At 38.3% G+C, this 24868-nt stretch carries 20 protein-coding genes, 3 pseudogenes and 4 riboswitches; of the genes and pseudogenes, 11 read left to right on the top strand and 12 right to left on the bottom strand.

The genetic code is table 11. The annotated features are described in order from the left end of the window. Nucleotides 1-100: 100 nt before the first annotated feature. The 4 genes from CEF17_RS02465 to CEF17_RS02450 all read right to left on the bottom strand — a co-directional run bounded on the left by CEF17_RS02465 (nt 101) and on the right by CEF17_RS02450 (nt 3915). Nucleotides 101-535 carry a VOC family protein gene (locus CEF17_RS02465; protein WP_100400759.1) on the bottom strand — a complete coding sequence of 145 codons (435 nt, stop codon included), beginning with the start codon at nt 533-535 and terminating at the stop codon, nt 101-103. Between the two features lie 532 nt (nt 536-1067). Continuing rightward, nucleotides 1068-2429, bottom strand: a complete 1362-nt coding sequence (gene mgtE / locus CEF17_RS02460; protein ID WP_100398138.1) for a magnesium transporter — start codon at nt 2427-2429, stop codon at nt 1068-1070. Nucleotides 2430-2622: 193 nt separating this feature from the next. Beyond that, nucleotides 2623-2791, bottom strand: a riboswitch (M-box (ykoK) riboswitch). A gap of 127 nt (nt 2792-2918) precedes the next feature. Continuing rightward, nucleotides 2919-3296, bottom strand: a complete 378-nt coding sequence (locus tag CEF17_RS02455) for a DoxX family protein (protein ID WP_100398137.1) — start codon at nt 3294-3296, stop codon at nt 2919-2921. 97 nt (nt 3297-3393) lie between these two features. Continuing rightward, a complete protein-coding gene (locus CEF17_RS02450; RefSeq protein WP_100398136.1) occupies nt 3394-3915 on the bottom strand; it encodes a hypothetical protein in 522 nt (173 codons plus the stop codon). 250 nt (nt 3916-4165) lie between these two features. After that, nucleotides 4166-4330, top strand: a riboswitch (M-box (ykoK) riboswitch). A 264-nt stretch (nt 4331-4594) separates the two neighbouring features. Here CEF17_RS02450 and CEF17_RS02440 point away from each other — a divergent pair. From CEF17_RS02440 to CEF17_RS02420, 5 genes are all read left to right on the top strand, one after another. Continuing rightward, complete coding sequence (locus CEF17_RS02440) at nt 4595-5218, top strand: magnesium transporter (protein ID WP_100398134.1); 624 nt, start codon at nt 4595-4597, stop codon at nt 5216-5218. Between the two features lie 9 nt (nt 5219-5227). Further along, nucleotides 5228-5394, top strand: a riboswitch (M-box (ykoK) riboswitch). Nucleotides 5395-5464: 70 nt separating this feature from the next. After that, entirely contained in the window at nt 5465-6199 is a 735-nt protein-coding gene (locus CEF17_RS02435) for an MgtC/SapB family protein (RefSeq protein WP_232725394.1), read from the top strand. A gap of 27 nt (nt 6200-6226) precedes the next feature. Next, nucleotides 6227-7591, top strand: coding sequence for a magnesium transporter (mgtE, locus tag CEF17_RS02430; protein WP_100398133.1), 1365 nt, complete (start codon nt 6227-6229; stop codon nt 7589-7591). Nucleotides 7592-8218: 627 nt separating this feature from the next. Further along, a complete protein-coding gene (locus CEF17_RS02425; protein WP_332835274.1) occupies nt 8219-8722 on the top strand; it encodes a tyrosine-type recombinase/integrase in 504 nt (167 codons plus the stop codon). A gap of 12 nt (nt 8723-8734) precedes the next feature. Next, nucleotides 8735-10240, top strand: a complete 1506-nt coding sequence (locus CEF17_RS02420) for a potassium/proton antiporter (RefSeq protein ID WP_100398131.1) — start codon at nt 8735-8737, stop codon at nt 10238-10240. A 59-nt stretch (nt 10241-10299) separates the two neighbouring features. Here the strand turns inward: CEF17_RS02420 and CEF17_RS02415 are convergent, their stop codons facing one another. After that, complete coding sequence (locus CEF17_RS02415) at nt 10300-11793, bottom strand: potassium/proton antiporter (protein WP_100398130.1); 1494 nt, start codon at nt 11791-11793, stop codon at nt 10300-10302. A gap of 280 nt (nt 11794-12073) precedes the next feature. Here CEF17_RS02415 and CEF17_RS02410 point away from each other — a divergent pair, with 280 nt between their 5' ends. Both CEF17_RS02410 and CEF17_RS02405 read left to right on the top strand, forming a co-directional pair. Continuing rightward, on the top strand, nt 12074-13027 hold the full coding sequence (locus CEF17_RS02410) for an arsenic resistance protein (RefSeq protein WP_100398129.1): 954 nt from the start codon (nt 12074-12076) through the stop codon (nt 13025-13027). A gap of 282 nt (nt 13028-13309) precedes the next feature. Next, nucleotides 13310-13894: a hypothetical protein gene (locus CEF17_RS02405; RefSeq protein WP_198508863.1), complete on the top strand. Its 585-nt coding sequence runs from the start codon at nt 13310-13312 to the stop codon at nt 13892-13894. 363 nt (nt 13895-14257) lie between these two features. Here CEF17_RS02405 and CEF17_RS02400 read toward each other — a convergent pair whose 3' ends face one another. Next, on the bottom strand, nt 14258-15013 hold the full coding sequence (locus CEF17_RS02400; protein WP_100398128.1) for a helix-turn-helix transcriptional regulator: 756 nt from the start codon (nt 15011-15013) through the stop codon (nt 14258-14260). 119 nt (nt 15014-15132) lie between these two features. Between CEF17_RS02400 and CEF17_RS02395 the strand changes: the two genes are divergently transcribed. The 3 genes from CEF17_RS02395 (at nt 15133) to crcB (ending at nt 18231) form a co-directional block, all read left to right on the top strand. Then, nucleotides 15133-17100, top strand: coding sequence for a right-handed parallel beta-helix repeat-containing protein (locus tag CEF17_RS02395; protein WP_100398127.1), 1968 nt, complete (start codon nt 15133-15135; stop codon nt 17098-17100). Nucleotides 17101-17446: 346 nt separating this feature from the next. After that, a complete protein-coding gene (locus CEF17_RS02390) occupies nt 17447-17848 on the top strand; it encodes a CrcB family protein (protein ID WP_100398126.1) in 402 nt (133 codons plus the stop codon). Further along, nucleotides 17845-18231 carry a fluoride efflux transporter CrcB gene (crcB, locus tag CEF17_RS02385; RefSeq protein ID WP_100398125.1) on the top strand — a complete coding sequence of 129 codons (387 nt, stop codon included), beginning with the start codon at nt 17845-17847 and terminating at the stop codon, nt 18229-18231. Before CEF17_RS02390 ends, crcB begins: the two co-directional genes overlap by 4 nt. A gap of 247 nt (nt 18232-18478) precedes the next feature. Here crcB and CEF17_RS02380 read toward each other — a convergent pair whose 3' ends face one another. Both CEF17_RS02380 and CEF17_RS02375 read right to left on the bottom strand, forming a co-directional pair. Beyond that, the gene (locus CEF17_RS02380; protein WP_100398124.1) at nt 18479-18856 is read right to left on the bottom strand and encodes a DUF1761 domain-containing protein; all 378 of its coding nucleotides are present in this window, start codon (nt 18854-18856) and stop codon (nt 18479-18481) included. A 647-nt stretch (nt 18857-19503) separates the two neighbouring features. Then, nucleotides 19504-20025: a GNAT family N-acetyltransferase gene (locus CEF17_RS02375; RefSeq protein WP_100398123.1), complete on the bottom strand. Its 522-nt coding sequence runs from the start codon at nt 20023-20025 to the stop codon at nt 19504-19506. Between the two features lie 291 nt (nt 20026-20316). Between CEF17_RS02375 and CEF17_RS02370 the strand changes: the two are divergent. Next, nucleotides 20317-20530 (top strand): annotated as a pseudogene (locus CEF17_RS02370) (transposase); the annotation flags it as partial. A gap of 110 nt (nt 20531-20640) precedes the next feature. Here the strand turns inward: CEF17_RS02370 and CEF17_RS02365 are convergent. The 4 genes and pseudogenes from CEF17_RS02365 to CEF17_RS02350 all read right to left on the bottom strand — a co-directional run. After that, nucleotides 20641-21288: pseudogene (locus tag CEF17_RS02365) on the bottom strand (SpoVR family protein); the annotation flags it as partial. 281 nt (nt 21289-21569) lie between these two features. Continuing rightward, nucleotides 21570-22898 carry a TrkH family potassium uptake protein gene (locus CEF17_RS02360; protein WP_100398122.1) on the bottom strand — a complete coding sequence of 443 codons (1329 nt, stop codon included), beginning with the start codon at nt 22896-22898 and terminating at the stop codon, nt 21570-21572. A 2-nt stretch (nt 22899-22900) separates the two neighbouring features. After that, nucleotides 22901-23566 (bottom strand): potassium channel family protein, encoded by a 666-nt coding sequence (locus tag CEF17_RS02355; protein WP_157842899.1) that lies wholly within the window; start codon nt 23564-23566, stop codon nt 22901-22903. 61 nt (nt 23567-23627) lie between these two features. Then, nucleotides 23628-23784, bottom strand: a riboswitch (cyclic di-AMP (ydaO/yuaA leader). 396 nt (nt 23785-24180) lie between these two features. Further along, nucleotides 24181-24816: pseudogene (locus CEF17_RS02350) on the bottom strand (SpoVR family protein); the annotation flags it as partial. Nucleotides 24817-24868: the final 52 nt, after the last annotated feature.

Genomic DNA, 24868 nt, shown 5'->3' with positions numbered 1-24868 from the left:
ATAGCAGGTTCCCTTTCTTTTTGAACTAACGCTGCCCACTATTTTCAAAAAACAATTTGAAAACCACTTTGCTTTGTCATTCACACTAATACAGACATTGTTACTTCTCCCTTTTTTCCTCCCAAAGCCGTAGCCGTTCTTCATGACTGACCTCTTTATGTACTTGGTGCAGCATCCAAATATAACCAAAAGTGTCCATGAATATGGCGTTTGATACCCCGTAGTCAGAAATCTCGGTCACCGGCTGCACCTCTGTACAACCTAAATCCATCGCCTTTGCATAGGTTTCCTTAATGTCCGGGACAGTAACATTCACCCAACTAGTTTTAGGATCGTCAGGTGTTGGTGCGATCAAATGGAATTCTGGATTTTCATCTAACATATGAAATTGAAGGTCGTATAGGATAAAAACGGCCTCATTTTCACCACGAGGGAAGTTTGAAACCTCCACCCGCTTGACGTCAAATATACTTTCGTATAACTCCAATGCTTTTAAGCTGTCTTTGACAACCATGTTAATTTCGACTCCAACCATCATTAACACGCTCCTTATATGAATTCTTCCACTACCATTTTCCCCTTTTTTAAACTAAAGTTCCACATTCAATGTATTTTTCACGGTGTTAGTCAGAGGGAGAACACTTTCGATTCAAGCAGGAGAAGAAACGGTTAGCAAGGTTCGTCCTCAAGGCTCTCTCCATAATAAATGTAAAGATGCCTTACAATCCTCACCAGAGTGATCTTTTTAAAGGATTGGGCAAGAAGGAAAAACTATTAAAAAACTGACTCATAAACGATGTTTCTTTGAGTCAATTTCTTCGTTCTCAATATCATTCTCATTTTTATATTTCCATCTTGTGTCTTGGTTTTCAACCTTTTTTCTACGTAACGACCGTACATAAACGACAAATGCAAGCACAATCACGGTAAATAATATACCTATTAGACAGACGATTAGAATTGTAGTCAGTGTAACGGTGACTATGCCATCAAAAAGAAAAATCTTCCCCTCCCTTTAAAAAAAGGGACATAGACAGGTACCTTATCTATGTCCCGCTCCTTTTGCTTTACAAATACATGAGTAAAGAAGTTGCAATAGTAAAGTAAATAAGCAAGCCTAAAATATCGTTAACTGTAGTAACAAAAGGTCCTGAGGCAATGGCAGGATCTAATTTCAGTTTGTTAATAATAAGGGGAAACAAAGCTCCAGTCACGGTAGCAATACTTAAAGATAAAAAGATGGATACGGCTACGACACCGGCTAAAACCAAATTCCCATACAGTATGGTAATCAACCCGACAAGGACAATAGCGCAGGATAACCCTATTAACACTCCCGTAGAAAATTCTCTTCGGATCGTCTGCCATAGTCCTTTCTTTTCAAAAGATCCTGTAGCAAGGCTTCGAACAACAACAGCAAGTGACTGTGTTCCCGTGTTTCCAGCAGAGTCCATTATGAGTGGAATAAATGCTGCCAGAATAACAATTTCTTCTAATGTTCCTTCGAACTGATCAATCACACCAGCGGTAATCATCCCAAAAAACATTAACAGAATAATCCAAGGGGCTCTTTTTTTTGCTGCTTGAAAAGCAGAGAGGTTAACATCAGTTGCTCCTCTCGTGGCGGAGATTTCACCGATGTCTTCTGTGACTTCTTCCTCGATAATGTCGATCACATCATCGACTGTCACAATCCCAACCAGGGCGCCATCGTCAGTTACGACTGGAGCTGCCAGCAAGTCGTACCTTTGAATGAGCCGTGCTACTTCCTCCTGGTCAGTGGTGACTTTCGTTGAAACGACCCTTGTTCCCATAATATTCTCCACTTTTTCCTCTGTAGGAGAGACAATAAGGTCCCGTAAAGACACTACGCCAACCAGCTGATCTTCCTGATTGGTAACATATAAATAGTATACCGTCTCTGCATCTGGCCCTTCCTTTCGTAAAAACTCAATCACATCGTTTACTCGATTATCGGCTTTTACCGCAAGAAACTCTTTCGTCATGATAGCTCCAGCGGTTTCTTCAGGGTACGAAAGAAGCTCTTTGGCGTCATCTGCTTCTTCCTTATCCATTGCGGTTAAGATAGACGAGCGCTTTTCTTCAGGCAGTTCTCCAAGAAAATCGGCAACATCATCTGAATACATGTCGTTTAGCATATCAGCGATATAATTGTCATTTAATTCGCGACTCACCCATTCCTGTTCAACAAACTCCATCCCCTGAAATATTTCAGCAACCTCTTGAGGCTTTAGATAAGCATATAGTCGTTTTCTTTCTGTCTGATTTAATGTGTGAAAGATACTTAACTGGTCTGTTGGATGAAGCTCCAAAAATTGGTTCCTAAATTGAGATTCTTCTTCTTTTTGCAACAAGTCTATCACATGTTCCGCGTATTCTTGACGAGAACGTGAATCAAGCTTTTTCATGCCATGCCCCCTAACGCTTTTTTCACTCCCCTGACCATCAACGAAATGAAAAAAAGTGCTTTGTATTTTTATTGTTCCTTCCCAACTCAGCCTCTAAACTATCACTTTCTTTCATTTCGAACCTCCTTTTTTTTGGAATAAAAAAGCGTCCTCCACAAAAAGAGGACGCCAAGTGCGCACGATACAACATGATCAGACCCTCCATTCGTAGAGCTTTAGCACTGTGCGGCATAGGATTAAAAATTCCAGCTGCATTAGAAAGGGCCTTATGTCGACCGTTCCAGTTGACCCATTGGCGTCTTTGGACGTTTTTGGGCAGCAGCATATCTCCAGCACAGGAGCCTCACCTAACGAGGTGTATTTTGTTTATGAAAATGCCTTATGTGTCATATGCAGTGTAATAAAATAGACAAAATGTTGTCAACATGAATTGTGAAACATTGGATTTTATTAATTATTCACCCTTTTAATTTCCAGTAAATAAAACGTTCAGGTAACCAGATTCAATTTCCTACTCCCTCTTACACTTAATAAAACAGCTAGAAGCAGAGCTGGCAATAGTAACTCATAATAGCTGATCATTCCGTCCTGGTAAGGCGCTAACAGCATGGAGATAATCAGCAAAAGAGCTACCACGATTGCTGACGATTTCACTAAAAGACCCACGATTAAAGTCGCCCCTACAATTATTTCAATAATCCCTGTCAAGTTTCCTAAAAACAAAGGAATGCCTGCTTCTTCAAAGGTTTGATTGGTCCGGGAAATATCGGTCACTTTAATTATTCCATGAAGGGCTATAAATCCCCCAAGCAATATACGCAGTAAAAAAAGGATCCATTCTGTCCCTTGTTTAATCAATCTTTTCATCTCTGTCCCCCCATTTCTCTACGTCCTATTCTAATAAACAAGACAGCAATAAAGGGAGGTGTTCCATTGAAGAATTTGTGACATATGCCTTCATACTTTAAAAATATGCACCTTTACTTCCTGTATTTTCCTCACACTCCCTAACATTTTTCTTTGTCTGTTGAGACTGTTGTGTAAGCACTCGCAGCATTTTTACAAAGTCATAATAGAGAACTACAAAGCAATAGGGAAGAAAATAAGTAAGCAGGGTTTTATAAATATTCCAGCCGTTTTTATACAGGAGTTTTCCTGCCAAAAGAGCAGCTATTTCAGCCGTCGCAGACAAAAGTGTAAACAATGTGATCCATATCATCCTAGGCCATATCCTTTTTTGCGCGAAATATATCATGAAACTGGCCACTACTGGAAAATAACCAAGGTTCAACGGATAGATCGTACGATACTGTTTTTCTTTAATTCTTGGCTTTAAGAGCCAGTACCGAGATCCTTTTGTGTTGATCACAAAAGCAATCAACACACATAAGGGGATGGTTGTTACCATCAGGTATTTGTCTTTATGATAAAGGTAGCAGCCAAAGACCCAAGGGAGCAGAAAACCAAATAGTATGTTAACTACCATGTTATCATCACCTCTCTTCTCATGATTTACCAATGATAAAGAGACGATGTATTCTTATGAGAATATCAATTTAGAATTTTTATTATCCTTTGTATTTCTTGTAATACGTCTGATAAATTGAGCAGCTTCCCCGTCCCCCGGGATAAACACTTTCTCTCCATAAATTATTTTTTCTTAACCCAAAAAAAATAAAAAAAAGATGTTGACTGTCATTAAGAGATGATGTACCTTAAACATTGTGTTTAAAAGAGAATATCTTCGTTAGGTGAGGCTCCTGTGTTGGAGATATGCTGCTGCCCAGAAATGTCCAAAGACGCCAATGGGTTGAACAGAGGTCATCGAGATAAGGTGGCATCTAATGCAGTTGGATGAATCCTATCCGCACAGTGTCAAAGCTCTACGAATGGAGAAAACAGATGACCGTGTTTCTTTTGAAAGAAACCAGCGAGCTTCTTTGTGTTGACAAAAACACCTTCATTCGTGAAGGTGTTTTTTTTGCACCGCTAAGAAATTTTTACAAAGAAAGGATGGTGGTGGGTGAAATGGAAGATCCTTCATCGAGTTTTACCATAAATTATTTGACAAAAAATCGAAGACAGACATGGTTACGCGCACACTGCCATCTTTCATATGTTCAAACAAAGGTGGCCATGAACTACATACTTAGGAGGTAATTCTCATGGCTCGTACAGAATCAGATCTACAAGCTCAAAAAGACATGACTCTTTTTCATGAAGCAGAAAGGAAAAAGAGTAACATATTAGTAAACGGAAGCATGATGCAGATTTGGAAATCAAGACTCCCTTATTTAATTATTACGTTGATTGGCGGTATGACAGCGGGTGCTGTCATTGGAGCATTCGAGGATGCATTAGAAGCTGTTGTACTGCTCGCCATCTTTATTCCTGTCATCATGGATATGGGCGGGAATGCAGGCACACAATCCTCCACGATTTTCACCCGAGCTTTTGTGTTAGGACAAATTGACTTTAAAAAGTACCGCAAGCACCTGGCAAAAGAAACGTTAGTGGGTGCTTCCATGGGGGCCCTCTTAGGGACGGCAGCATTCTTCATCGCTATGCTGTGGCAAGGAATACCTGAGTTAGGCTTAGTGGTAGGATTATCTTTATTCTTTACCGTGACAATTGCGACAGCGTTAGGTTTCTTAATCCCATATCTTCTTATTAAACTAGGACTTGATCAAGCAGCTGGTTCCGATCCATTTATCACAACAATTAAAGATATTTCTGGTCTTTTAATCTACTTTACTCTCGCTCAACAGCTTTTGTCTCATATGATGTAAGAAAATTAAATATTACTTCGTTAGGTGAGGCTCCTGTAATGGAGATACGCTGCTGCCCAGAAATGTCCAAAGACGCCAATGGGTCAACTGAAACGGTCGACATAAGGCCCTTTCTAATGCAGCTGGATGATAATCCTATGCCATACAGTGCTAAAGCTCTACGAATGAAGGAACAAGACAAAATCACTCCTAAACACATGACAGCCGCCTTCCTTCCAAAGAAAGGCGGCTTTTGATTTTTACCAAATGAATAATCTTGTAAGAAAGCAGGTGGTAAGAATGGAATTGCTAATCAAACTTAGCCTTGCCCTTTTATTCGGTCTCTTAATTGGGATTGACCGTCAGTTAAAACATAAGCCATTAGGATTGAAAACAAGCATGGTTATTTGTGTAGCTAGCTGTTTAATTACCATTACCTCCATCGAAGCAGCATACAATTTTCCTAAAATGGAACATATGATGATGGATCCTATGCGGTTGGCTGCTCAAATTGTAAGTGGGGTCGGCTTCTTAGGAGCTGGTGTTATTTTACGTAGGAACAATGATGTGATCTCCGGGCTAACCACAGCTGCGATGATTTGGGCAGCTTCTGCCCTGGGAATTGCCGTTGGTGCAGGTTTTTTTCTAGAAGCAAGCTACGCTGTTGTATTGTTAATTCTTTCAGTAAACGTTCTGCCCGCCCTGGTGAAAAGATTTGGCCCTCTGGCTCTCAGTCAGCGTGATGTGGCAGTAAAAATCGTCATGGAGCCAAACCTTAAAATGACAGAGCTACTAGAGTCTATCGAAAGAAGATCTCATACATTAAAGGAAAAAAAGAACTTTGATATAAACATTCGTAATATTAAATTAAAAGATTTAGAGAATGGAAACCAACAAATTGATTTAACAATATCTGCCCCTGAAAAGCAGTACACTACAGAGATTTATTATTTAATAAAAAAAATTGATCACGTTCTTACCGTTGATGTGGAGCATCTATAAAAAATATCAGTAAGGAGGGGTGCACTTATGTTGAAATTAAACTTCAAAAATAGAGAAGAGTATACTTTCTATCTCCATCTTTATTTAAAACAAGGGGAAAAAGAAAAGTTCCGCCATGATTTTTTGGCTCTGCATCCTACTGCTCAAAGTGAAATCCTATTTGAGTACAATGAACCAAAACGAAAACAGGCATATCAATATCTCTCTTCAAAAGAGCTGGCAGAAATCTTTCAAGAATTAGAGTCAAGTCAGCAGAAACAAATGGTCTCTGAATTAAGTGAGGAAAATGCTTTAGAAGTATTTGATGGTTTGGCAGCTGACGACATCACGGATTTCTTTTCTGAAATCCCTGAGCACATCGCTACGTACTACTTAAATCAAATGGAACAGGAAGATGCCAATAATATTAAGCATCTCCTTTCTTACGATGAAAGAACTGCAGGTTCCATTATGACTACTGAATTTATTACGTTACAGGAAGAGGAAACCGTTTCACAAACGCTCGAAAGAATCAGCCGAGAAGGAAAAGAAGCAGAAACAATCTATTATTTGTATATAGTAAACAAAAACAATGAACTGTTAGGCGTTGTATCGTTACGTGAAGTAATTACTTCTGCTCCTGACCTAAAGGTTGCAGAGATTATGAAGGAACAGTTTGTTTCTGTCCACCCTTTCGCTGATCAGGAAGAAGTCAGTCAAATCATTCAGGAGTATGATTTTCTCGCTGTTCCTGTGGTGAATGATGCCCGGCAGATCATGGGGATTGTAACGATTGATGATATCCTCGATATAGTAGAAGAAGAAACAACAGAAGACATTGGTGAGATGTCAGCAGTAAAAGGCGCGATTGACCTTGACGTCACCGCCTTTCACTCAGCTATGAAACGATTGCCCTGGCTAATCTTGTTAATGGTTCTTGGAATGGCTACAGCTGGTCTGATTGGAACCTTTGAAGAAACGCTTGCACAACTAGCTGTACTTGCTGTATTCATCCCCCTGATTGCAGATATGGGCGGAAATACAGGCACGCAGTCCCTGGCTGTTGTGGTAAGATTACTGGCTCTTGGAGAGATTGAGAAACATACTCTCCCTCGTTTAATGAAACGTGAGCTTATAGCAGGATTGATCTTGGGGAGTGTATGTGGGTTTCTTGTCATGGGGATCGTTCAAATATTTGCCTTTGGCGATCTAACGCTTGCGTTAGTTGTCAGCTTGTCCCTTTTTGGTACCATTTTTATTTCCAACCTGACAGGTACTTTGATCCCTCTTCTCATTAACCGTTTGAAAATAGACCCTACGGTAGCCTCTGGTCCTTTTATTACAACAATTAATGACATTACTGGATTGTTTATTTACTTTACTCTCGCGGGAGCCTTGCTTCATACTTTATAAATGCTCCCTGCATTCTGGACTTCCACACAGGAAAAAGTCTCTTATTTGGAATTCGACTGTTATAAAAAAAGAACCCTAGAGTAATGGAGAAAACTACCTTTTATATGATTCTATTACCCTTAACACCCATGTGAATAGGAAGACGTTCTATCGTTCACATGGGTGTTAAAAATTTTTAACCTGATATTCAGTGCCTCATTACTAATTTAAATGAATTTCTTTACCGTAAAACGAACCCCTTTAAAGAAGATGGAATATTAAATATTGTTTTGACTAATGTTTAATAAAAAAACTCACCCTTGATATGCTCCCCTAAAGGTAAACAGAGGAAATGTACTAAATCTGTCCACCTTTAGGTTTTTTTTCATCGAAGTCCCATCTGCTGCTCTTTCTTACCCTTAATAAAAATGAAATAAATAAGCTGTTTTTTATTAGTACCGCCATAACAGTGAGGGATTACCCCTTTAACTAAAAATGCAATTATATTATGACCATCACCTTTCTATTGCTCAAAGCATATTACTTCATGTTACATACATATATGTTAAAATAATAATAAGTAACATAGTTGAGGTGATCTCAGTGGAGTTTGTTGCGCCAATAAAAGATATTAGGAAAATTCGTTTAATGAAAAAAATCATTAAAAAAAAATCCTCTAGAGATTATTTATTGTTTGTCATGGGGATAAATACTGGTTTTCGAATAGGAGAATTACTCGACTTAAAGGTTACTGATGTAATGGATGAAGAAGGAGCTTTTCGGTTATTTTTAGATTATGAAAACAAACAACAGCCTATTTATCTTAATGAGCAGGTAAGACGCGCTCTTAAGCTTCACTTTCAACAAAAAACACCCATATCTACTGATTATTTATTTCAGTCCTCAAGAGGCCATGCTCCAATTACCAGACAACAGGCATACCGAATAATCAACGAAGCCGCAAAGCACGTGGGAGTTACAGAAAAAGTTGGAACTCATACGCTTCGAAAAACGTTTGGATATCACGCTTATGTAAAGGGGATTGCTATTTCCTTGATTCAAAAACGATTTAACCAGGCAACACCGTCTGACACATTAAAATACATTGGCATTGACAAGACTGAACAGCAAAAAATAGATGTGAATTTATAATGGAGGCTAAACATGTTTTTGGAGGCATTTGGAACTGACGCATTTGTTTTAGTAGCTGCTTTGCTGTTAATTAGTGGAGTGTTAGTGGCCAAGTTCTCAAACCGCCTTGGGCTTCCTGCACTTGTTCTCTTTATCCTTGTTGGTATGCTCATTGGGAGCGATGGGTTAGGTTTCATTTATTTTGATAACGCGGAAACCGCACAATTAATTGGGATCCTGGCTTTGGTTATCATCTTGTTTGAAGGGGGGCTTCAAACAAAGTGGTCCACCGTTCGATCGGTTGCTGCTCCTTCTCTATTATTAGCTACGCTTGGCGTGTTGCTTACTTCCGCCATTGTTGGTTTAGCAGCGATGTTAATTTTTGATATCACTTGGTTTGAAGCCTTCCTGTTTGGTGCCATAGTCGGTTCAACCGATGCAGCGGCTGTATTTGCCGCTTTAAAAGAACGAAACATTAAGGCAAAAATGGGAGCTACACTTGAAGCTGAATCCGGGACCAACGATCCCATGGCCGTTTTTCTTACGCTTGGATTCATAGAATTGATTCTTGCTGACGATATGAGCATATTTATGCTTATCCCGAATTTCTTCTGGCAAATGGGTGTGGGACTTGGACTAGGCTTTGCAATAGGAAAAATTGCTTCTTACTCGATAAACCGAATCAATCTGGAATCTAGTGGACTTTATCCGATTTTTTCAGTAGCCTTTGCCTTGCTAACTTATAGCGTTACGGCTTTTATCGATGGAAGTGGATTTTTGGCAGTTTATGTGGCTGCGCTTGTGATTGGGAACTCGGAACTTACTTACCGCTATTCCATTTTTCAGTTTAACGAAGGGTTTGCCTGGATGGCTCAAATTCTCATGTTTATCATCCTAGGTCTGTTAGCTTTCCCAGGTCAGCTATTTACCTTAGATGTTATGGCTGCAGGATTATTCCTTTCCTTTATTCTGATGTTTGTCGCTCGTCCAGTTGCAGTATTTCTTTCAACCCTCGGAATGAAGTATACACTAAAAGAAAAGACATTCATCTCTTGGGCTGGATTAAGAGGGGCGGTACCAATTGTACTTGCCACCTTCCCTGTTGTGGCTGGCCTTGAAAACAGTCAAGTGTTTTTCAATGTTGTCTTTTTCATTGTTTTGACATCTGCTCTCGTACAAGGTTCAACCATTTCACCTGTAGCTAAAAAGCTTAAGCTCACGGGTCCTAAAAAAGATACGCCTCATCACTCAATTGAATTAATTTCGATTGGGAAAGCCAACGCAGAAATGGTGCAATTTAAAACAAATGAAGACACAGCGATTGTCGGTCGAAAATTACACGAGATCCCATTTCCTCGCAAAGCAACAATCAGCGCGATTGTGAGGGATGAAACGCTGATTACTCCTTACGGGGAAACAGAAATTCAAGCAGGTGATTTTCTATATATTTTAGTATCCCGAAAAGAAAAGGATGCGTTAAAAAAGCTCATTGAAAAGAAAAAGTGGAACACCAATAAGCGTAAAGAGAAAGCTAAATAAATGTAAAAGCATTAGATATGAAAAGGGAGGATTGCTCTTAAAAAGCAACCCTCCCTTTTTTATGATTTATTCATATCTCTTCTCTTTTTTCTGGCTAATCCTTTCTTTAATTCTTCTATCTTTTCATTAGGAATTAAAAAGTAAAGGGAATCATCCTCCCTGACTATTGTATGCTCATTAATATCCACAAGTCTTTCCTCTCTCACCAGAGCGTTAAAAACGGTTTCCTCTGGAAGTTTGATGTCTTTTACCTTTTTTCCCGCTACGTCTGTTTCCTCTGACACAATGAATTCGACAAGTTTGGCATTTGCCTTCCCAATATTAACTAACTCCCAGGAATGGTGAGGAAACTTTTTCTTTGCCCCTGTAACTTTTAATTTTTCGGCCACCCAATTGATCGAGTATCCTTGGATGAGAACTGAAGTTATGACTATAAAAAATACGACATTAAAGAAAAGTTGACTATTTTCAACTCCCACAGCAATGGGAAAGGTTGCAAGGACTATGGGAACAGCCCCTCTAAGCCCCGCCCAAGAGAGAAATAGACGCTCATTCACCTCATATTTTAAACCAATTGTAGATATAAATACTGCAACAGGCCGGGCAACAAACATTAAGCAAATGGAAAGAAGAAGGCCGGTCCAAATGACATACCAGGAGAAAATATCCTGTGGAGAAGCCAAAAGGCCTAAGATCACAAACATAACAATTTGAGCCATCCAAGCGAGGCCTTCCTGAAAACGTGAAATAGTGTATCGATACGCGAGTTCAGAGTTTCCAATTACTAATGCCGCTACATACACAGCAAGTAATCCACTGGCTTGGGAAAATTCTGCTGCACTATAAGTAATAAAGGCAAATGAAATAGCAAAAATGGGATACATACCGCTTATATCAATATTAATACGGTTAATGAGAAGAGATGCCCCTTTTCCAAAAACCAGGCCTAAAACAACACCAAAGAGCATTTGCCAGAAAAATGCCCCTACCATAAACAAGTAATCATTGTTTTCTATGGTAATGAGTTCAATAGCTGCCAAGGTTAAAAACACAGCCATAGGGTCGTTGGCACCTGATTCCCCTTCCATGGCTGCACCTAAGCGGGCTTTTATGTTTTTTCCTTTTAATGTGGCAAATACGGCGGCAGCATCCGTGGAACCAACCAAGGCTCCTAGCAAGAAAGCTTCAAACAAAGTAAGATCAAGAATCCAATAAGCAAAAAAAGCGAGAATTACTGATGTAAGAAGCACAGTTACTGTGGCCAAGGAAATGGCAGTACCAATTACAGGTCGGACGGTAGACCAATTGGTATGAATGCCTCCCTCAAAAAGAATAATTACAAGAGCCACAATCCCTATAACTTGAACATACTCTACGTCTGTTAAATTAATAAAACCAATTCCATTTGTACCTAAAGCCATCCCTAAGCCAATAAAAAAGATAAGGGATGGAATTCCTAATCGGCTTGAAAACTTAGTGACAATTACACCCAAAGCCAAAATCAACCCAATGAATAGTACCATATAGTCACTAATAAAGTTACTTGTCAACATAACAATGACAGCCTCTGAATAGTAAGTTACATACTCTGAATTTTTATGAGTATATTCCCTCTTTATGTAGCATCTAACCGTTCGTACTAAAAAGAAAGCTTACGTTTACACATAGGCTTTCCCTAAAGCTCAGTCTTCTCTCGTCATACGTATCATTACCCACCGTTTTAATATGTCTGGTCTCCCCCCAAAACTGATGCAAATAAGGAAAACTTACTGGATAGTTAAACTATGATAAAATTACGTCATTCAAAAATTCTTTAGCAGGCTGTGATACCCAATGAACTTATTTGAAAAACTATATACTCTTATTATTTTCTTAGCAGTATTGATTGGTATAGGTATAGGACAAGTAGAGTTAATAAGAAATAATGCGGAAAGCTTTATTGTTCCTTTACTAGTAGCCATGCTTTATATTACTTTTTTACAAATTCCTATGGAAGAATTAAAAAAAGCTTTTAAAAACATCAGGTTTACATATACTTCAGTTATTATAAACTTTGTCTGGACCCCTATCCTGGCATGGCTTCTGGCAATGGTATTTTTAGGTGATAACCCAGCATTATTTCTTGGATTTATTATGCTCATAGTTACACCATGTACTGACTGGTACTTGATCTTTACAGGGGCGGCAAAAGGAAATGTGGCGTTATCAACGGCCATTTTACCTCTAAACTTAATCCTCCAAGTCATTTTGCTTCCTGTTTATCTTCTTATATTTGGAGGCACAACAGGGGTTATAAAACTTTCTTTTCTCATAGAAAGCATCTTGGTTGTTTTATTCATGCCGCTAGTTTTGTCTCTTCTAACAAAGATGTTCTTAAGAAACAAGCAACAGGTAAGGGATAACCTTATATCCAATCTCAGCGTGTTACCTATCATTTTTCTAAGCCTTGCTATCGTTGCTATGTTTGCTTCACAAGGGCAATTACTTCTTAATAATTTAGATATAATGTGGAAAATTATTATTCCTATTCTTTTATTTTTCATAGTAAATTTCTTTGTCGCTCAAAGAATTGGAAAGGTTATGAGGTTTTCAAACTCCGACAGAGCAAGTTTGAGCTTAACTACTCTAGCAAGAAATTCGCCAATCGCTTTAGCAATTGCTATGACCGCCTTTCCAGATCAACCCTTAATAGCTTTAACATTAGTTATAGGACCCTTATTGGAACTGCCTATTTTGGCTATTATTACTCAGCTGTTACTTTTCTCTTCTAGAAAGAGAAAAACTTAAAAATCTCGAAAGGAATAATGTAATAAATAATAGGATATTTTCAGTACCCTCCAACCTTCACCTTGTCAGTTATAAGGAATAATCTCCTCCCTCTTGGGTTTGTGTATAAATATTCCGGAGCATTCTTCTCCAATCATCCGTAAATACGGCATCCTTATCACTTTCCCCTGTATCTATATGCACTGAGGATTATATTGACAATTCACTATAAAGGAATTATAATCCCATTTGTAGGAAGAAATAGATACATAATTTAGAAGAGGAGTTATTATTATTATTAAATTGAGAAGAATTGGAAGCGTAGTGGGAGCAGTATCTTTCGCTGCAATGTTAACTGCATGTTCAACAGATTCTTCTACTGAACCAGTAGAGGGTGAATCAGCGGAGGAAGAAGTAGTACAGGAGATCACTGAGGAGGAAGTTTTGGAATTTCAGCAAAGCTGGGGAGAAGGAATTGTTCATATCGGAGAAGTATACAGCGAGGGTGAAGACTATGAAGCCGCTGCTTCTGAGCATATCGAACGTTTCTATGGTTATGATACCGGCGAGGTCCTTTTCAAACCAACTTTAGCTAGTGAGGAACGTTTCCGCGATACCTTTGAAGGAGCGTTGTCTTATTTCATAGGGGGAAATGAAGCGTATCCCGAGGATGATGGTTTTGCTATTGCACCTTGGACAGATGTTCAGTGGGAAAATGAAGGAGTTATAATTGAAGGAAATACGGCTCTAAGTATGGGTGTGTATTATTTTACACCAGCGGATGGAGGAGAACCTGTTGAAGTAGAATACAATTTCGCTCATACAAGAAATAATGATGGCGACCTGAAAATTGTCCTTCACGGCTCTCATTACCCGTATACTCCTTAATTAATTAGCTCTGGTACATGAGATAAGGAACGAAACAGAAAAAAACAATACCTGCCTCAAAAAAAAAGCTGGTCTTATCTACATTGTAGATAGACCAGCTTTTTACATTTACTATTATCTCTCTTCATCCAGAACAAAACCCATTCCACTTTCTTTATAAATGTGTTTGTTAGGTACTTGGACAACCCTTATTAGGAAATGTAACTGCAACTGACTTAGCATCTTAGCAAATGTAACACCGTTCATCCGTGAGCGACAGATATTTTATTGAAATTGCCAAACTGCCCTATAAAAGGATGTAAAACTTCCCCTGTCTCTTTTTTTACGAGATCAAACTACCCGCCGCTCCAGTTCTTCAATTCCTTAGGTTAACTCTCTGAACTTTCTAGGTGAATGGCTGGTAATCTTTTTGAAGTTACGATGGAATGACCTGAGGTTATTATAACCGCAGTATATAGCTATCTCGCTAATTGGCTGCTGACTATTTTTCAACAGATAACAGGCTTGTGAAATACGATAATGATTTAAGTATTCAGTAAAGCTCATATTCGTCATTTGTATAAAAAGTTTGGATAGGTAGGCATAATCGTATTGTAATTGTTTTGCGATTACTTTTAGCGTGCAATCCTCACTATAATTTCTATCCACATAAAGGAGAATTTTATGTAGTACTTCCGTCTTTGTTGAGTGTTCAACGGGAAGAAATTCAGTATTATCTACCAGTCTCCCGCAAATATCATACAGGAAACTTTTCTGTCTATAAATAGAATCTAGTGCATCAAAATCGGGGGCTTTACTTAAATGAATAACATTATCTTCTGGGACGTATCCCTTATAATTCATGAAAAAACGACCGATTAACTCTGGTGAAAAGATGACGATGGAAATGTCGGAATGATTCTTTGCTTTAAGTTCATGGATCTGGTTATTAAAAATGAAGGCTATGTCATTTTTATACAAAGTATAGTTTTTTTGGCCAATACTTACTAGTAACTCTCCTTCATTGACAATGATAAGTTCGTAGGCTCGGTGAAAATGGAGAGGAAAGGTTTGGTTATCTAGTTTAAAAAAGTGGAAGAATTCTTTTTCTTCAACTCCATGGTGTTCAAAAAAAACCAAAGGCTATCCCCCCTGAAAAAAAAAACTAATATTGTCTTAAATTATACTATATTTTGAATAGAAATAGACTTATTTTGGCTCCTATAATGAATCTATGATATATAGAAGGAGGAGTAAAAATGGCTTTTGAATACCATGTAGCAAAAAATGGGTCAGATTTTGCAGATGGAACGAAACAGAATCCATTCTTGACAATCAATAAAGCCGCTTCAGTAGCACAAGCAGGAGATACTGTTATTGTCCACAAAGGGGAATATCGGGAATGGGTGAAACCAAAGTTTGCAGGATTAAGTGAATATAGAAGAATAACATATCAGGCAGCTAAAGGTGAGAAAGTTGTAATTAAAGGTTCCGAGCAAATTCAAGATTGGGAACAGGTAGAAGGAACTGTCTGGAAAGTTGTATTAGCAAATGAATTTTTCGGAGATTATAACCCATACAAAGAAGAGATTTTTGGAGACTGGATTGTTTATAATCCAGGAAGACACCTTGGAGATGTTTATTTAAATGGGATGTCCTTTTATGAAGCAGAAACTTTTGAAATGTTAATAAATCCAGAAGAGAAAACAGAAGTATTAGACCATTGGTCAAAGACAGTTGTCCCTGTCCACAATCAAGAGCAAACAAAATATGTTTGGTATGCAGAAGTAAATGAAAATAATACAACCATCTATGCTAATTTCCACGGAACAAATCCTAATGAAGAATTAGTAGAGATTAATGTGCGTAAAGCTTGCTTTTATCCAGAACAAATTGGTGTCAATTACATTACGGTTAGAGGTTTTGAAATGGCCCAGGCAGCAACTCCTTGGACTCCGCCAACAGCGGATCAGCCAGGATTAATCGGACCTCATTGGAGTAAAGGCTGGGTTATTGAGGATAATATCATCCACGACGCAAAATGTAGTGCAATCAGTATTGGTAAAGAAGCATCAACTGGCCATAACTATAGCACGATCCGAAAAGATAAGCCAGGCTATCAATATCAGTTAGAATCAGTTTTTTCTGCTAGACAAATTGGTTGGAATAAAGAAAAAATTGGTTCCCATATTATTAGAAACAATACTATTTATGATTGCGGTCAAAATGGTGTATTAGGTCATCTAGGCTGTGTATTTAGCAAAATTTACAATAACCACATTTATAATATTGCATTAAAGCGCGAGTTTTATGGACATGAAATTGCGGGGATTAAGCTACACGCAGCAATTGACGTTCAAATTCACGACAACCGTATACATGACTGCTCTTTAGGAACATGGCTAGATTGGCAGACACAAGGTACAAGAGTAAGCAGAAATCTGTATTACAGAAATACCCGTGACTTGTTTGTTGAAGTTAGTAGCGGTCCTTATATTGTTGATAACAACATTCTTACTGCAGACTATGCATTAGATAACCATGCTCAAGGCGGAGCGTATATTAACAATTTAATTCGCGGGAAAATGGTCCAGAAGAAAATGCTTGATCGTGCAACACCATATCATGTACCTCATAGTACGGCGGTAGCTGGTTTTGCTCCTGTGTATGGTGGAGATGATCGATTCTACAATAACATTTTTATTGGCGACGATTCTGTAAAAACAGCTGGTTTGCAAACATTAAACCCTTCAGAGATAACAAATGAATATGTTGGTACTGCTCACTATAAAGGTTATACAACTTCACTTGAGGAATATATCGAGATTGTGAATCAAGAATACGGTGACCACCGTAGATTCCATAAAGTTGAACAACCGGTTTATATTAATCGTAATGCATACTATAATGGGGCAGAATCGTTTGAAAGAGAAACTGAAAAAGTTATAGCTGATAACTTTAATCCAGAAATAAAAATTAGCGAAGAAGGAAATGCAGTATATCTTTATATTGATCTGCCAGAAGATTTTGAATCATTACTTGGAGAAATTCAATGCACCAAAACTCTTGGAAGAGCACGTATTGTGGATGCAGAATTTAAAAATCCAGATGGCAGCGAAGTAATCGTGGATAAGGATTTATTAGGAGAACAACGTGCAGAAAAAAGTGTATTAGGACCAATTGGTAATTTAAAAGCAGGGAAAAATTATATTAAAGTATGGGAATAAAAGTTTAGGGACAAGGTGTTACCTTGTCTCTCTTAAAAATATAAATTAAAGGAACTGACTCAAAAACATGTTTTTTGAGTCTTCCTCTTTTTCTATATAATGACCATACATAACTTATAAATACAAGCACCATTAGGACAAAAAATATACCTATTAGACAAATGATTAGAAATGTTGTCAGTGTGACGGTTACAGACGGTGACTATACAATGAAAAAATGTTTCTCCTCCTTTTAAAAAACGTGACATAGCCATGCGCCTTTTCTATGTCCCGTCCCAAATGGTTACAGAAAAGCACTTTTATCCTCAATATGGTACACTTTTCGTGTTAAAAGGAGGGACTATAAATGGTAAATCTTATTTCCATAGCGATTGGAGCAATTATTGGAACCATTCTACGTTATGGGTTAAACCTCTATACTTTGGCTTCTGGGTACCCTTACGGAACAATCATTGAAAATATCACTGGAAGTCTTTTGTTAGGAGGTCTAACAGGCTATTTTGCTATGCGAAGTTCAAAAGAGTGGGTGAAATTAGGTCTAGGTGTAGGTCTTTGTGGCGGCTTTACTACGTTTTCAACGCTTGCAGCTGATAGTGTGTTTGTCTATTCCGATTTAACGTTAGGACATGCTGCTCTTTATGTAGGCGTTACTATTTTTGGCGGGATCCTGACAGCCATGATTGGCTATATACTTGGACAGGACTTTGCAAGCAAACGAATGTCCACAAAAGGGAGGACGCGATCATGAACCTTTTCCTGTTATCAGCTGGAGGAGCAATTGGAGCAATCAGTCGGTACTTACTGGGAAAAGTAATTATGAAACAGTTTCCATCCCCGCCCTTTCCCTTAGCTATGTTAGTTGTAAATATTTTAGGATCCCTGGGGCTTGGTTTATTTTTTGGAATATACTTTGGTGGTATTCCTTTAGGGGCTTATGAAGATCCTTACTTCTTAGCTATCGGCATCGGTTTTTTTGGTGCTTTCACCACCTTTTCCACGTTCAGTGTAGAAGCCTTTACCCTGCTAGAAAACAGAAAATTAAAAGCTCTATTTATTTATACAAGTCTTTCCGTGGCAGGCTCGATTATCACTTTCGCATTAGCATATTACATAGGGTTGTCTCTTTATTAGGCTGATAGGAAAAAGAGTATGTTGTATATATTTATTGATTCACTTGAATAATTGATAAGAGGCTAAACTGAAAAAAGCCGGATTCCTGTACACTAAAAAGGAATATCCGGCTTTGCTTAGATGTTGTTTAGTTTTCCGTTGCAAATTCACTCTTCTTACGGTTATATACCTCTTACTTCGTTGATAATCGACTTATACCCCTTGATCTATACGGTATTTTGAATTAGGTTAATTAAATGGCTTTCCATTAAATAAAAAACATCATCACAGTTCCAATGAGGGTCAATGCAATTACATGATATCCTACAGCAATAAAATAAATGAATGCAGGTTTTTTACTATTTGCTCCTAAGCCAAAGATAAAGTCTTTTGCGTAGGCTAGAGCTACTATTGCCCCAACTGCCCCACCGGTTAATGCTCCATCTAGTAACGTTTCCGCCTGTGATAGTTGAAGTACGCCAAATAATAATGTTGAGGTTAGTAATGTAACCAAAGTGAGCAACCCATAATTTGGTTGTTCAGGTTTAATGTTTAATAGGTCTATCCAACGGTTTCCTACCACAGAATAATAAATCATTCCACTTACCATATACAGCACAACTCCACTTAAAATGGCTAAAATCATTTAACTCACTCTCTTTCTATTTTATAGTTTTTTACTGGTATGCAAATTTATGGATCATAAGCTTATACTTTTGTTCTTTAGCGCTTTCCATTAAATAAACTAATTCAAAGGGATACTTCCAGACTTTTTCTACACCAAACTTTGATGAAAATCATTACAAGGCTGATAGTAATAAGAATTTATTTCATTTCTACGCCTTTCTGTGTTTGGGATCCTGATAGTTAAAGACTCAGTTCTTTAATTTCGTAATTGGCGGCTAATACCATTTTATATATTGCTTCCAACGACCCATGGTATTTGTATTGCTAGTACCGGTTGACTTTTATTTTTGCTTTTAGAACCATTGTTCAGGTGTCTGGGGATATATAAGGTGTATTATTGAAATTGTCCTAAAATGGTTAGTGGTAAAAGATAAACGGCTAGGAAACACTATTGAATGAACTGTTTCTTTAGAACTTAAGTACATTCTTTTGAAAGTCTAGGAAAACATTTTGTTACCCAGTATTTAGTCAATCAAGAAAGACGATCATACTATATATAATCGTCTTTTTGAATTTGCATTACCATTGTACTACCCAGTAAAGAAAACTTTTTTGTTAGCTGTTCTACTTCAAAATAAGTTCCAAATAGTTGACCAAGTTTTTACTTTATTCTTGCATACATAAAACTGAAACATCTTTCCACCCATAAGCAACATCATCAACTATCCTTCCACCAAACTCATTTTTCCTACGAAGGTAGTCCTTTCCTCCCACCCTTTCATAGAAACCAAGTCCAGATTTATTTTGTTCCATTACCCATACCATTATTGAAGTAATGCCTATTTCTTTAAAGTATTTGGCAACAGCTGAAAACAATTGTCTTCCTACACCCAATCCTCTACATTCTTCTAATAGATAAAGGGCATATAATTCTCCATCAAAATTTTCGTTATTAATGCTCTTCCCTGACGCAAAACCAACAATATTACCTTCTTCGCTTATCGCAATAAACATAAAGGCTTCGTTTTCGGTGTTTAAAAAGTTAAGCCATTTTTTTTCGGCTTCTTCATATGATAACCCATCCAAATAACTTTTTGGTACTAAGTAACGATAAGTAGTTTTCCAACTTTCAACATAAACTCTTGCTATTCCTTTTACATCTTCTTCACTTGCTTTTCTAATTTTCAAATTTCCACCTCAAATATTACACAATATAATTATTTTAATATTTTAATATTCATATTGAATTAAAGCGCATTTAGCTTAAGTATACTCTTTCTCAAACAAAGTGAAGAATATTGCCTCTACTAAGTAATATAACAGTTACTCCACAATTTGACCTGGCCCCTATAGAGAAAAAAGCTTCTCAAAAAAATGAGTGAAAAATACTACTAAACCCTAATAAAATAAATGGCCAATATACAGTTAGGGTCTTTTAAGCAAATAGCAAGAGAAGCTGTTATGAAATGACTTGTTCCTAAACTAAAATGCAATGAAAAGTGGAAGAACCAAAAAGCCTTTCGGAAGAGGAAAACAGGTGAAATCTACGGAAAGAGTAAGGTTGATGTAGAGACTGTCTTCGGATTTCTGAAGGCTAATTTGCATGCCACCCGAATGTCGGTGAGAGGCAAAGAGCAGGTTAAAAATGAAATAGGATTTGCCTAGGGCGGTGAACTTAAGAAAGTACACCGCCCGCCAGGCTTAACAACCTATTTTAGATCAACAAAACAGTGCCAACTATCGAAAAGCGATAATTGGCACCGTTTTTTTTCCAAGGACTGTTTTATCCCAGCCCCTTTCTGATTACAAATATCTTCTATGCACTCTTCTCCCATCATACGTAAAGACAGTATCCTTTTCATTAACCACTGTTTCAATGTGCACTGGCCGTCCCCAAAGTTGGTATAGGTAAGGAAGTACTTTTTCTAAATACTTTACATCAAGCTCTGTGTCTTCAAAGTGATGGGTGATAAATAGCTCCCCAGCTTTGAGGTAATCCCCATCAGTCACTGTCAGGTAAGGGAAACCGCCGTTTACTCTGGATGAGATGAGCTGGTCACGCACTTCCTTCCATTCTTTATCGATGATCTTATACTCTTTTCCTTTTTTCTGGAACAAGTACATATCCTCTCTCGTTACCAGCTCTTTTGTTAAGTAGTTGCGGATAAAGGAAATATCAGACTCTACTTCTCTTACATCATACATTTTTTCTCGTCCGCTTCCCTTTTCCACTCCTCGCTGTACCATTTCTTCGGTTGGGTTATTGTAACGCTCCTCAATATCTTCAAAAATTTTCAGCCCTAAGTAATAGGGATTAATAGAGGTTTTTGAAGGCTGCACCACTCCAGCATTAAGCTTTGCAAACTCTAAACTTTCATCAGAAGTTAAGTCCATCTCTCTGAGTATCCTGGCATGCCAGTACGAAGCCCAGCCTTCGTTCACATAGGATGTTCAAACTATCCTTTATATTAATAAGTCTTTCTCAATCCATAACAATAGCCTATGGTAAATCGATAACAAAACGGTGAAAGCAAAGGGAGTTGCTGAAACTTCACACTCATGAATGGCTAGAGAAAAACTAAAAACCCAAACCATGTAATTATGGTTCGGGTTCTTTGAATAAGGTTCTTTGTCCCAACCTCCATAACAATTCACTTAATAAAGGTTGAGTAGGGTAACATCTCATCTTATTCAGAGTGAAGAATGATAAGGATGGGAAAACATCTTTAGTTTTATCCTGTAAAGATGTCCCCCTTGGGATAACGCACATTACTTTTAAAATCTTTGGCTAAGGCAAAAGCTAAGGTAACAGGACCAATTCTTCCAACAAACATCAACACCATAATGACCTGTTTACCCACAGCTGAAAGCTCATCGGTAAGTCCCATCGATAAGCCAACCGTTCCAAAGGCAGAAAAGGCTTCAAACACAATCATCATAAAGGGAGATTGTTCCGTAATCGATAAAAGGAAAATCCCTCCAAATACTGCCATTAAGCTGATTACCACAATCGCAAGTGACCGTGTCACAATATGGGGAGGAATCGTCCGAGAGAAGACGACAGACTCGTTTTTCCCTCTTAAATATGTGACTACTGCCAGCACAATAACAAGGAAGGTGGTAAGCTTGATTCCGCTGCCTGTAGAGGCACTCCCTGCCCCAATAAACATCAATAGTAAAAGAAAGACAATGGTGCTTGGCTCTAAGCTGCTAATATCCAAAGTGTTAAATCCAGCCGTTCTTGGAGTGACAGCTTGAAAATAGGCGGCCCACAGCTTCTCACCCATTGTTAACACTCCAAGCGTTTCAGGGTTCACGTATTCCAGCACAAAAATAAGGAGCATAGCAAAAATGTTGACGACGAGCGTTCCCACCAACATTATTTTAGAGTGCAGGGATAAGTGACGAAAGTTCCTTGTGTAAAATAAGTCGTATAATACAGTAAATCCTATGCCTCCCGTAATAAATAGAAAGGTGATCACGAGGTTAACCGTGGGATCTCCTACATAGGAGGATAAACTGTCTGACCAAAGAGAAAACCCTGCATTATTAAACGCGGAAACCGCATGGAAGAGACTTGTAAATAATCCAAAGCCCCAGCCGTATTCAGGAACCCAGCGTATGGATAGTATAAGCGTGGCAATAAGTTCCATGGCTAAGGCAAAAAGAAATAATACTTTGACCAAACGAACCATGCCGCCAACAGAGGTTTGGTTAAATGACTGCTGAATGAGAATCCTTTCCTTCAACCCAATTTTCTTCCCTAACACAAGAATGATCATGATCGTGAAAGTCATTAACCCTAATCCTCCAATTTTGATGAGGATCATAATCACGATTTGCCCAAACACCGTGAAATCAGTACCTGTGTCAAGAACCACCAGTCCTGTTACCGTCGTAGCTGAGGTGGCTGTGAACATGGCGTCAAGCGGGCTGATAGGTTGTGTGGTGGCAATCGGAAGAAGCAGGAGTAGGGTACCCACAAAAATTGCAGCCAGAAATGAAACGGCCAATGTCTGAGGAGGGGACATATTGATGACTTTGAAACGAAGACTGTTCATTATTATAGTCCCTCATTCTCAAACCGTCTAACATCGTTTTTGTGGCCGATAACGACAATCATATCCTCTTTTTTTATAAGGTCATCAGGCATAGGTGAGACATTGACATCCTCCCCTCGCTTGATTGCAAGAATCGTTACCCCGTATTTAGCTCGAACATCTAGATCTATTAAGCTTTTATTATGAACCTTTGACGTGGCCAGCAATTCCACAATACTGTATTCATCAGAAAGATCAATATGATCAATGACTTTTTCCGAAGCCATGTTTTGCGCAATCCGAATGCCCATGTCATATTCAGGATGAACAATTTGATCTGCTCCGATTTTTTCCAACACTTTTTGATGGTAATGGTTTTGAGCCTTCACCCAAACTTTCGGAATATCCATATCTTTCAAAACCAGTGTAGTTAGAATACTGGATTGTATGTTGTCACCAATGGCCACAACAACATGTTCAAAGTTTCCAATCCCTAAGGACTTTAACGCTTTTTCATCTGTTCCATCCGCCTGAACTGCATGAGTAGCAAGAGTCACATACTCGTTAACCTTCTCCTCGTCATTATCGACAGCCAACACATCATGCCCCATGCTGTACAATTCTCTGCAGATACTTCCACCAAAGCGTCCTAACCCAATGACTGCGAATTGTTTTTTCATTCTTTTCAACTTTTTCCACTCCTTTGCATTTAAAAAAACCATTACAAAGAAATGGTCTCTAGAAGACCCTTTCTCTCTTCACATGACGCTTACGAGGTTAGCTGTCGGATTAGGGATCGAGAGTATCCCCTCTTACATTAGTAAGATTCACCCCAAGATGAATTTACATTCATCAAAAAATGGTTCCCCCGCACTGTTTGGCCAAACAGTCTCAGCGATCTAAAAGGCGTCGTATGAAGTTGTTACAGCTAAAATTTACTCCTGTTTGTATCCGTTGTCAATAAGATTTTTTCAAAGGTTTTAAGAATAAAAGTGAAAGCAAAAAAGCTTCATTATACTGACTAATGATAGAGATATTGCACTCCTATCTAAGCACCTATCAGTATAGAAAATAGTACACAAAGTCTCGTAAGTATCCCCAATTAGTAAATAAATGTGGCCCTAATTTTTGTCCACCTGCTTTTATTCGACTTTGGCTTCTATCTCATACTTAAATGACTAAAATATGTTGATAAACCAATAACAAAGAGGTAACCAATTATAAACTTTTTGGTTACCTCTTTTCATGTTTTTGCTGTTTCTCCCTCTCACCCCAAAAGTGTTATCCTCCCTGGGCTTTCTGTTTATAAATACCTTCTATGAACCCTCCTCCCGTCATAGGTGAAGACGGTATCTTTCTCATTCACCACTGTTTCAATGTGCACTGGCCGTCCCCAAAGTTGGTATAGGTAAGGAAGTACTTTTTCTAAATACTTCACATCAAGCTCTGTGTCTTCAAAGTGATGGGTGATAAATAACTCCCCAGCTTTGAGGTAATCTCCATCAGTTACTGTCAGATAAGGGAAGCCTCCGTTTACTCTGGATGAGATGAGCTGGTCACGCACTTCCTTCCATTCTTTATCGATGATCTTATACTCTTTTCCTTTTTTCTGAAACAAGTACATATCCTCTCTCGTTACCAGCTCTTTTGTTAAGTAGTTGCGGATAAAGGAAATATCAGACTCTACTTCTCTTACCTCATACATTTTTTCTCGTCCGCTTCCCTTTTCCACGCCTCGCTGCATCATTTCTTCGGTTGGGTTATTATAACGCTCCTCAATATCTTCAAAAATCTTCAGCCCCAAGTAATATGGATTGATTGAGGTTTTAGACGGCTGAACCACTCCAGCATTAAGCTTTGCAAATTCCACACTTTCATCTGATGTTAAATCCATCTCTCTTAGTATCCTGGCATGCCAGAAAGAAGCCCAGCCTTCGTTCTCCTAGGATGTTTTACAACTGGAAACTTGTTCAACAGAAATTAATTCTTTC

The sequence above is a fragment of the Bacillus sp. FJAT-44742 genome (genome assembly GCF_002797315.1).
Lineage (GTDB): Bacteria > Bacillota > Bacilli > Bacillales > Marinococcaceae > Thalassorhabdus > Thalassorhabdus alkalitolerans.
This window is presented reverse-complemented; position numbering and strand designations above follow the sequence as displayed.

What these genes read in the sequence shown, in the direction of transcription:
- CEF17_RS02420 (WP_100398131.1), top strand. Translation starts at nt 8,735, where the DNA reads ATGTTTTTGGAGGCATTTGGAACTGACGCATTTGTTTTAGTAGCTGCT.
- CEF17_RS02360 (WP_100398122.1), bottom strand. Translation starts at nt 22,898, where the DNA reads ATGAACAGTCTTCGTTTCAAAGTCATCAATATGTCCCCTCCTCAGACA.
- CEF17_RS02425 (WP_332835274.1), top strand. Translation starts at nt 8,219, where the DNA reads ATGAAAAAAATCATTAAAAAAAAATCCTCTAGAGATTATTTATTGTTT.
- CEF17_RS02455 (WP_100398137.1), bottom strand. Translation starts at nt 3,296, where the DNA reads ATGAAAAGATTGATTAAACAAGGGACAGAATGGATCCTTTTTTTACTG.
- CEF17_RS02440 (WP_100398134.1), top strand. Translation starts at nt 4,595, where the DNA reads ATGGCTCGTACAGAATCAGATCTACAAGCTCAAAAAGACATGACTCTT.
- CEF17_RS02390 (WP_100398126.1), top strand. Translation starts at nt 17,447, where the DNA reads ATGGTAAATCTTATTTCCATAGCGATTGGAGCAATTATTGGAACCATT.
- CEF17_RS02380 (WP_100398124.1), bottom strand. Translation starts at nt 18,856, where the DNA reads ATGATTTTAGCCATTTTAAGTGGAGTTGTGCTGTATATGGTAAGTGGA.
- mgtE (WP_100398138.1), bottom strand. Translation starts at nt 2,429, where the DNA reads ATGAAAAAGCTTGATTCACGTTCTCGTCAAGAATACGCGGAACATGTG.
- CEF17_RS02465 (WP_100400759.1), bottom strand. Translation starts at nt 535, where the DNA reads ATGGTTGGAGTCGAAATTAACATGGTTGTCAAAGACAGCTTAAAAGCA.
- CEF17_RS02450 (WP_100398136.1), bottom strand. Translation starts at nt 3,915, where the DNA reads ATGGTAGTTAACATACTATTTGGTTTTCTGCTCCCTTGGGTCTTTGGC.
- CEF17_RS02435 (WP_232725394.1), top strand. Translation starts at nt 5,465, where the DNA reads ATGAATAATCTTGTAAGAAAGCAGGTGGTAAGAATGGAATTGCTAATC.
- crcB (WP_100398125.1), top strand. Translation starts at nt 17,845, where the DNA reads ATGAACCTTTTCCTGTTATCAGCTGGAGGAGCAATTGGAGCAATCAGT.
- mgtE (WP_100398133.1), top strand. Translation starts at nt 6,227, where the DNA reads ATGTTGAAATTAAACTTCAAAAATAGAGAAGAGTATACTTTCTATCTC.
- CEF17_RS02410 (WP_100398129.1), top strand. Translation starts at nt 12,074, where the DNA reads ATGAACTTATTTGAAAAACTATATACTCTTATTATTTTCTTAGCAGTA.
- CEF17_RS02395 (WP_100398127.1), top strand. Translation starts at nt 15,133, where the DNA reads ATGGCTTTTGAATACCATGTAGCAAAAAATGGGTCAGATTTTGCAGAT.
- CEF17_RS02415 (WP_100398130.1), bottom strand. Translation starts at nt 11,793, where the DNA reads ATGTTGACAAGTAACTTTATTAGTGACTATATGGTACTATTCATTGGG.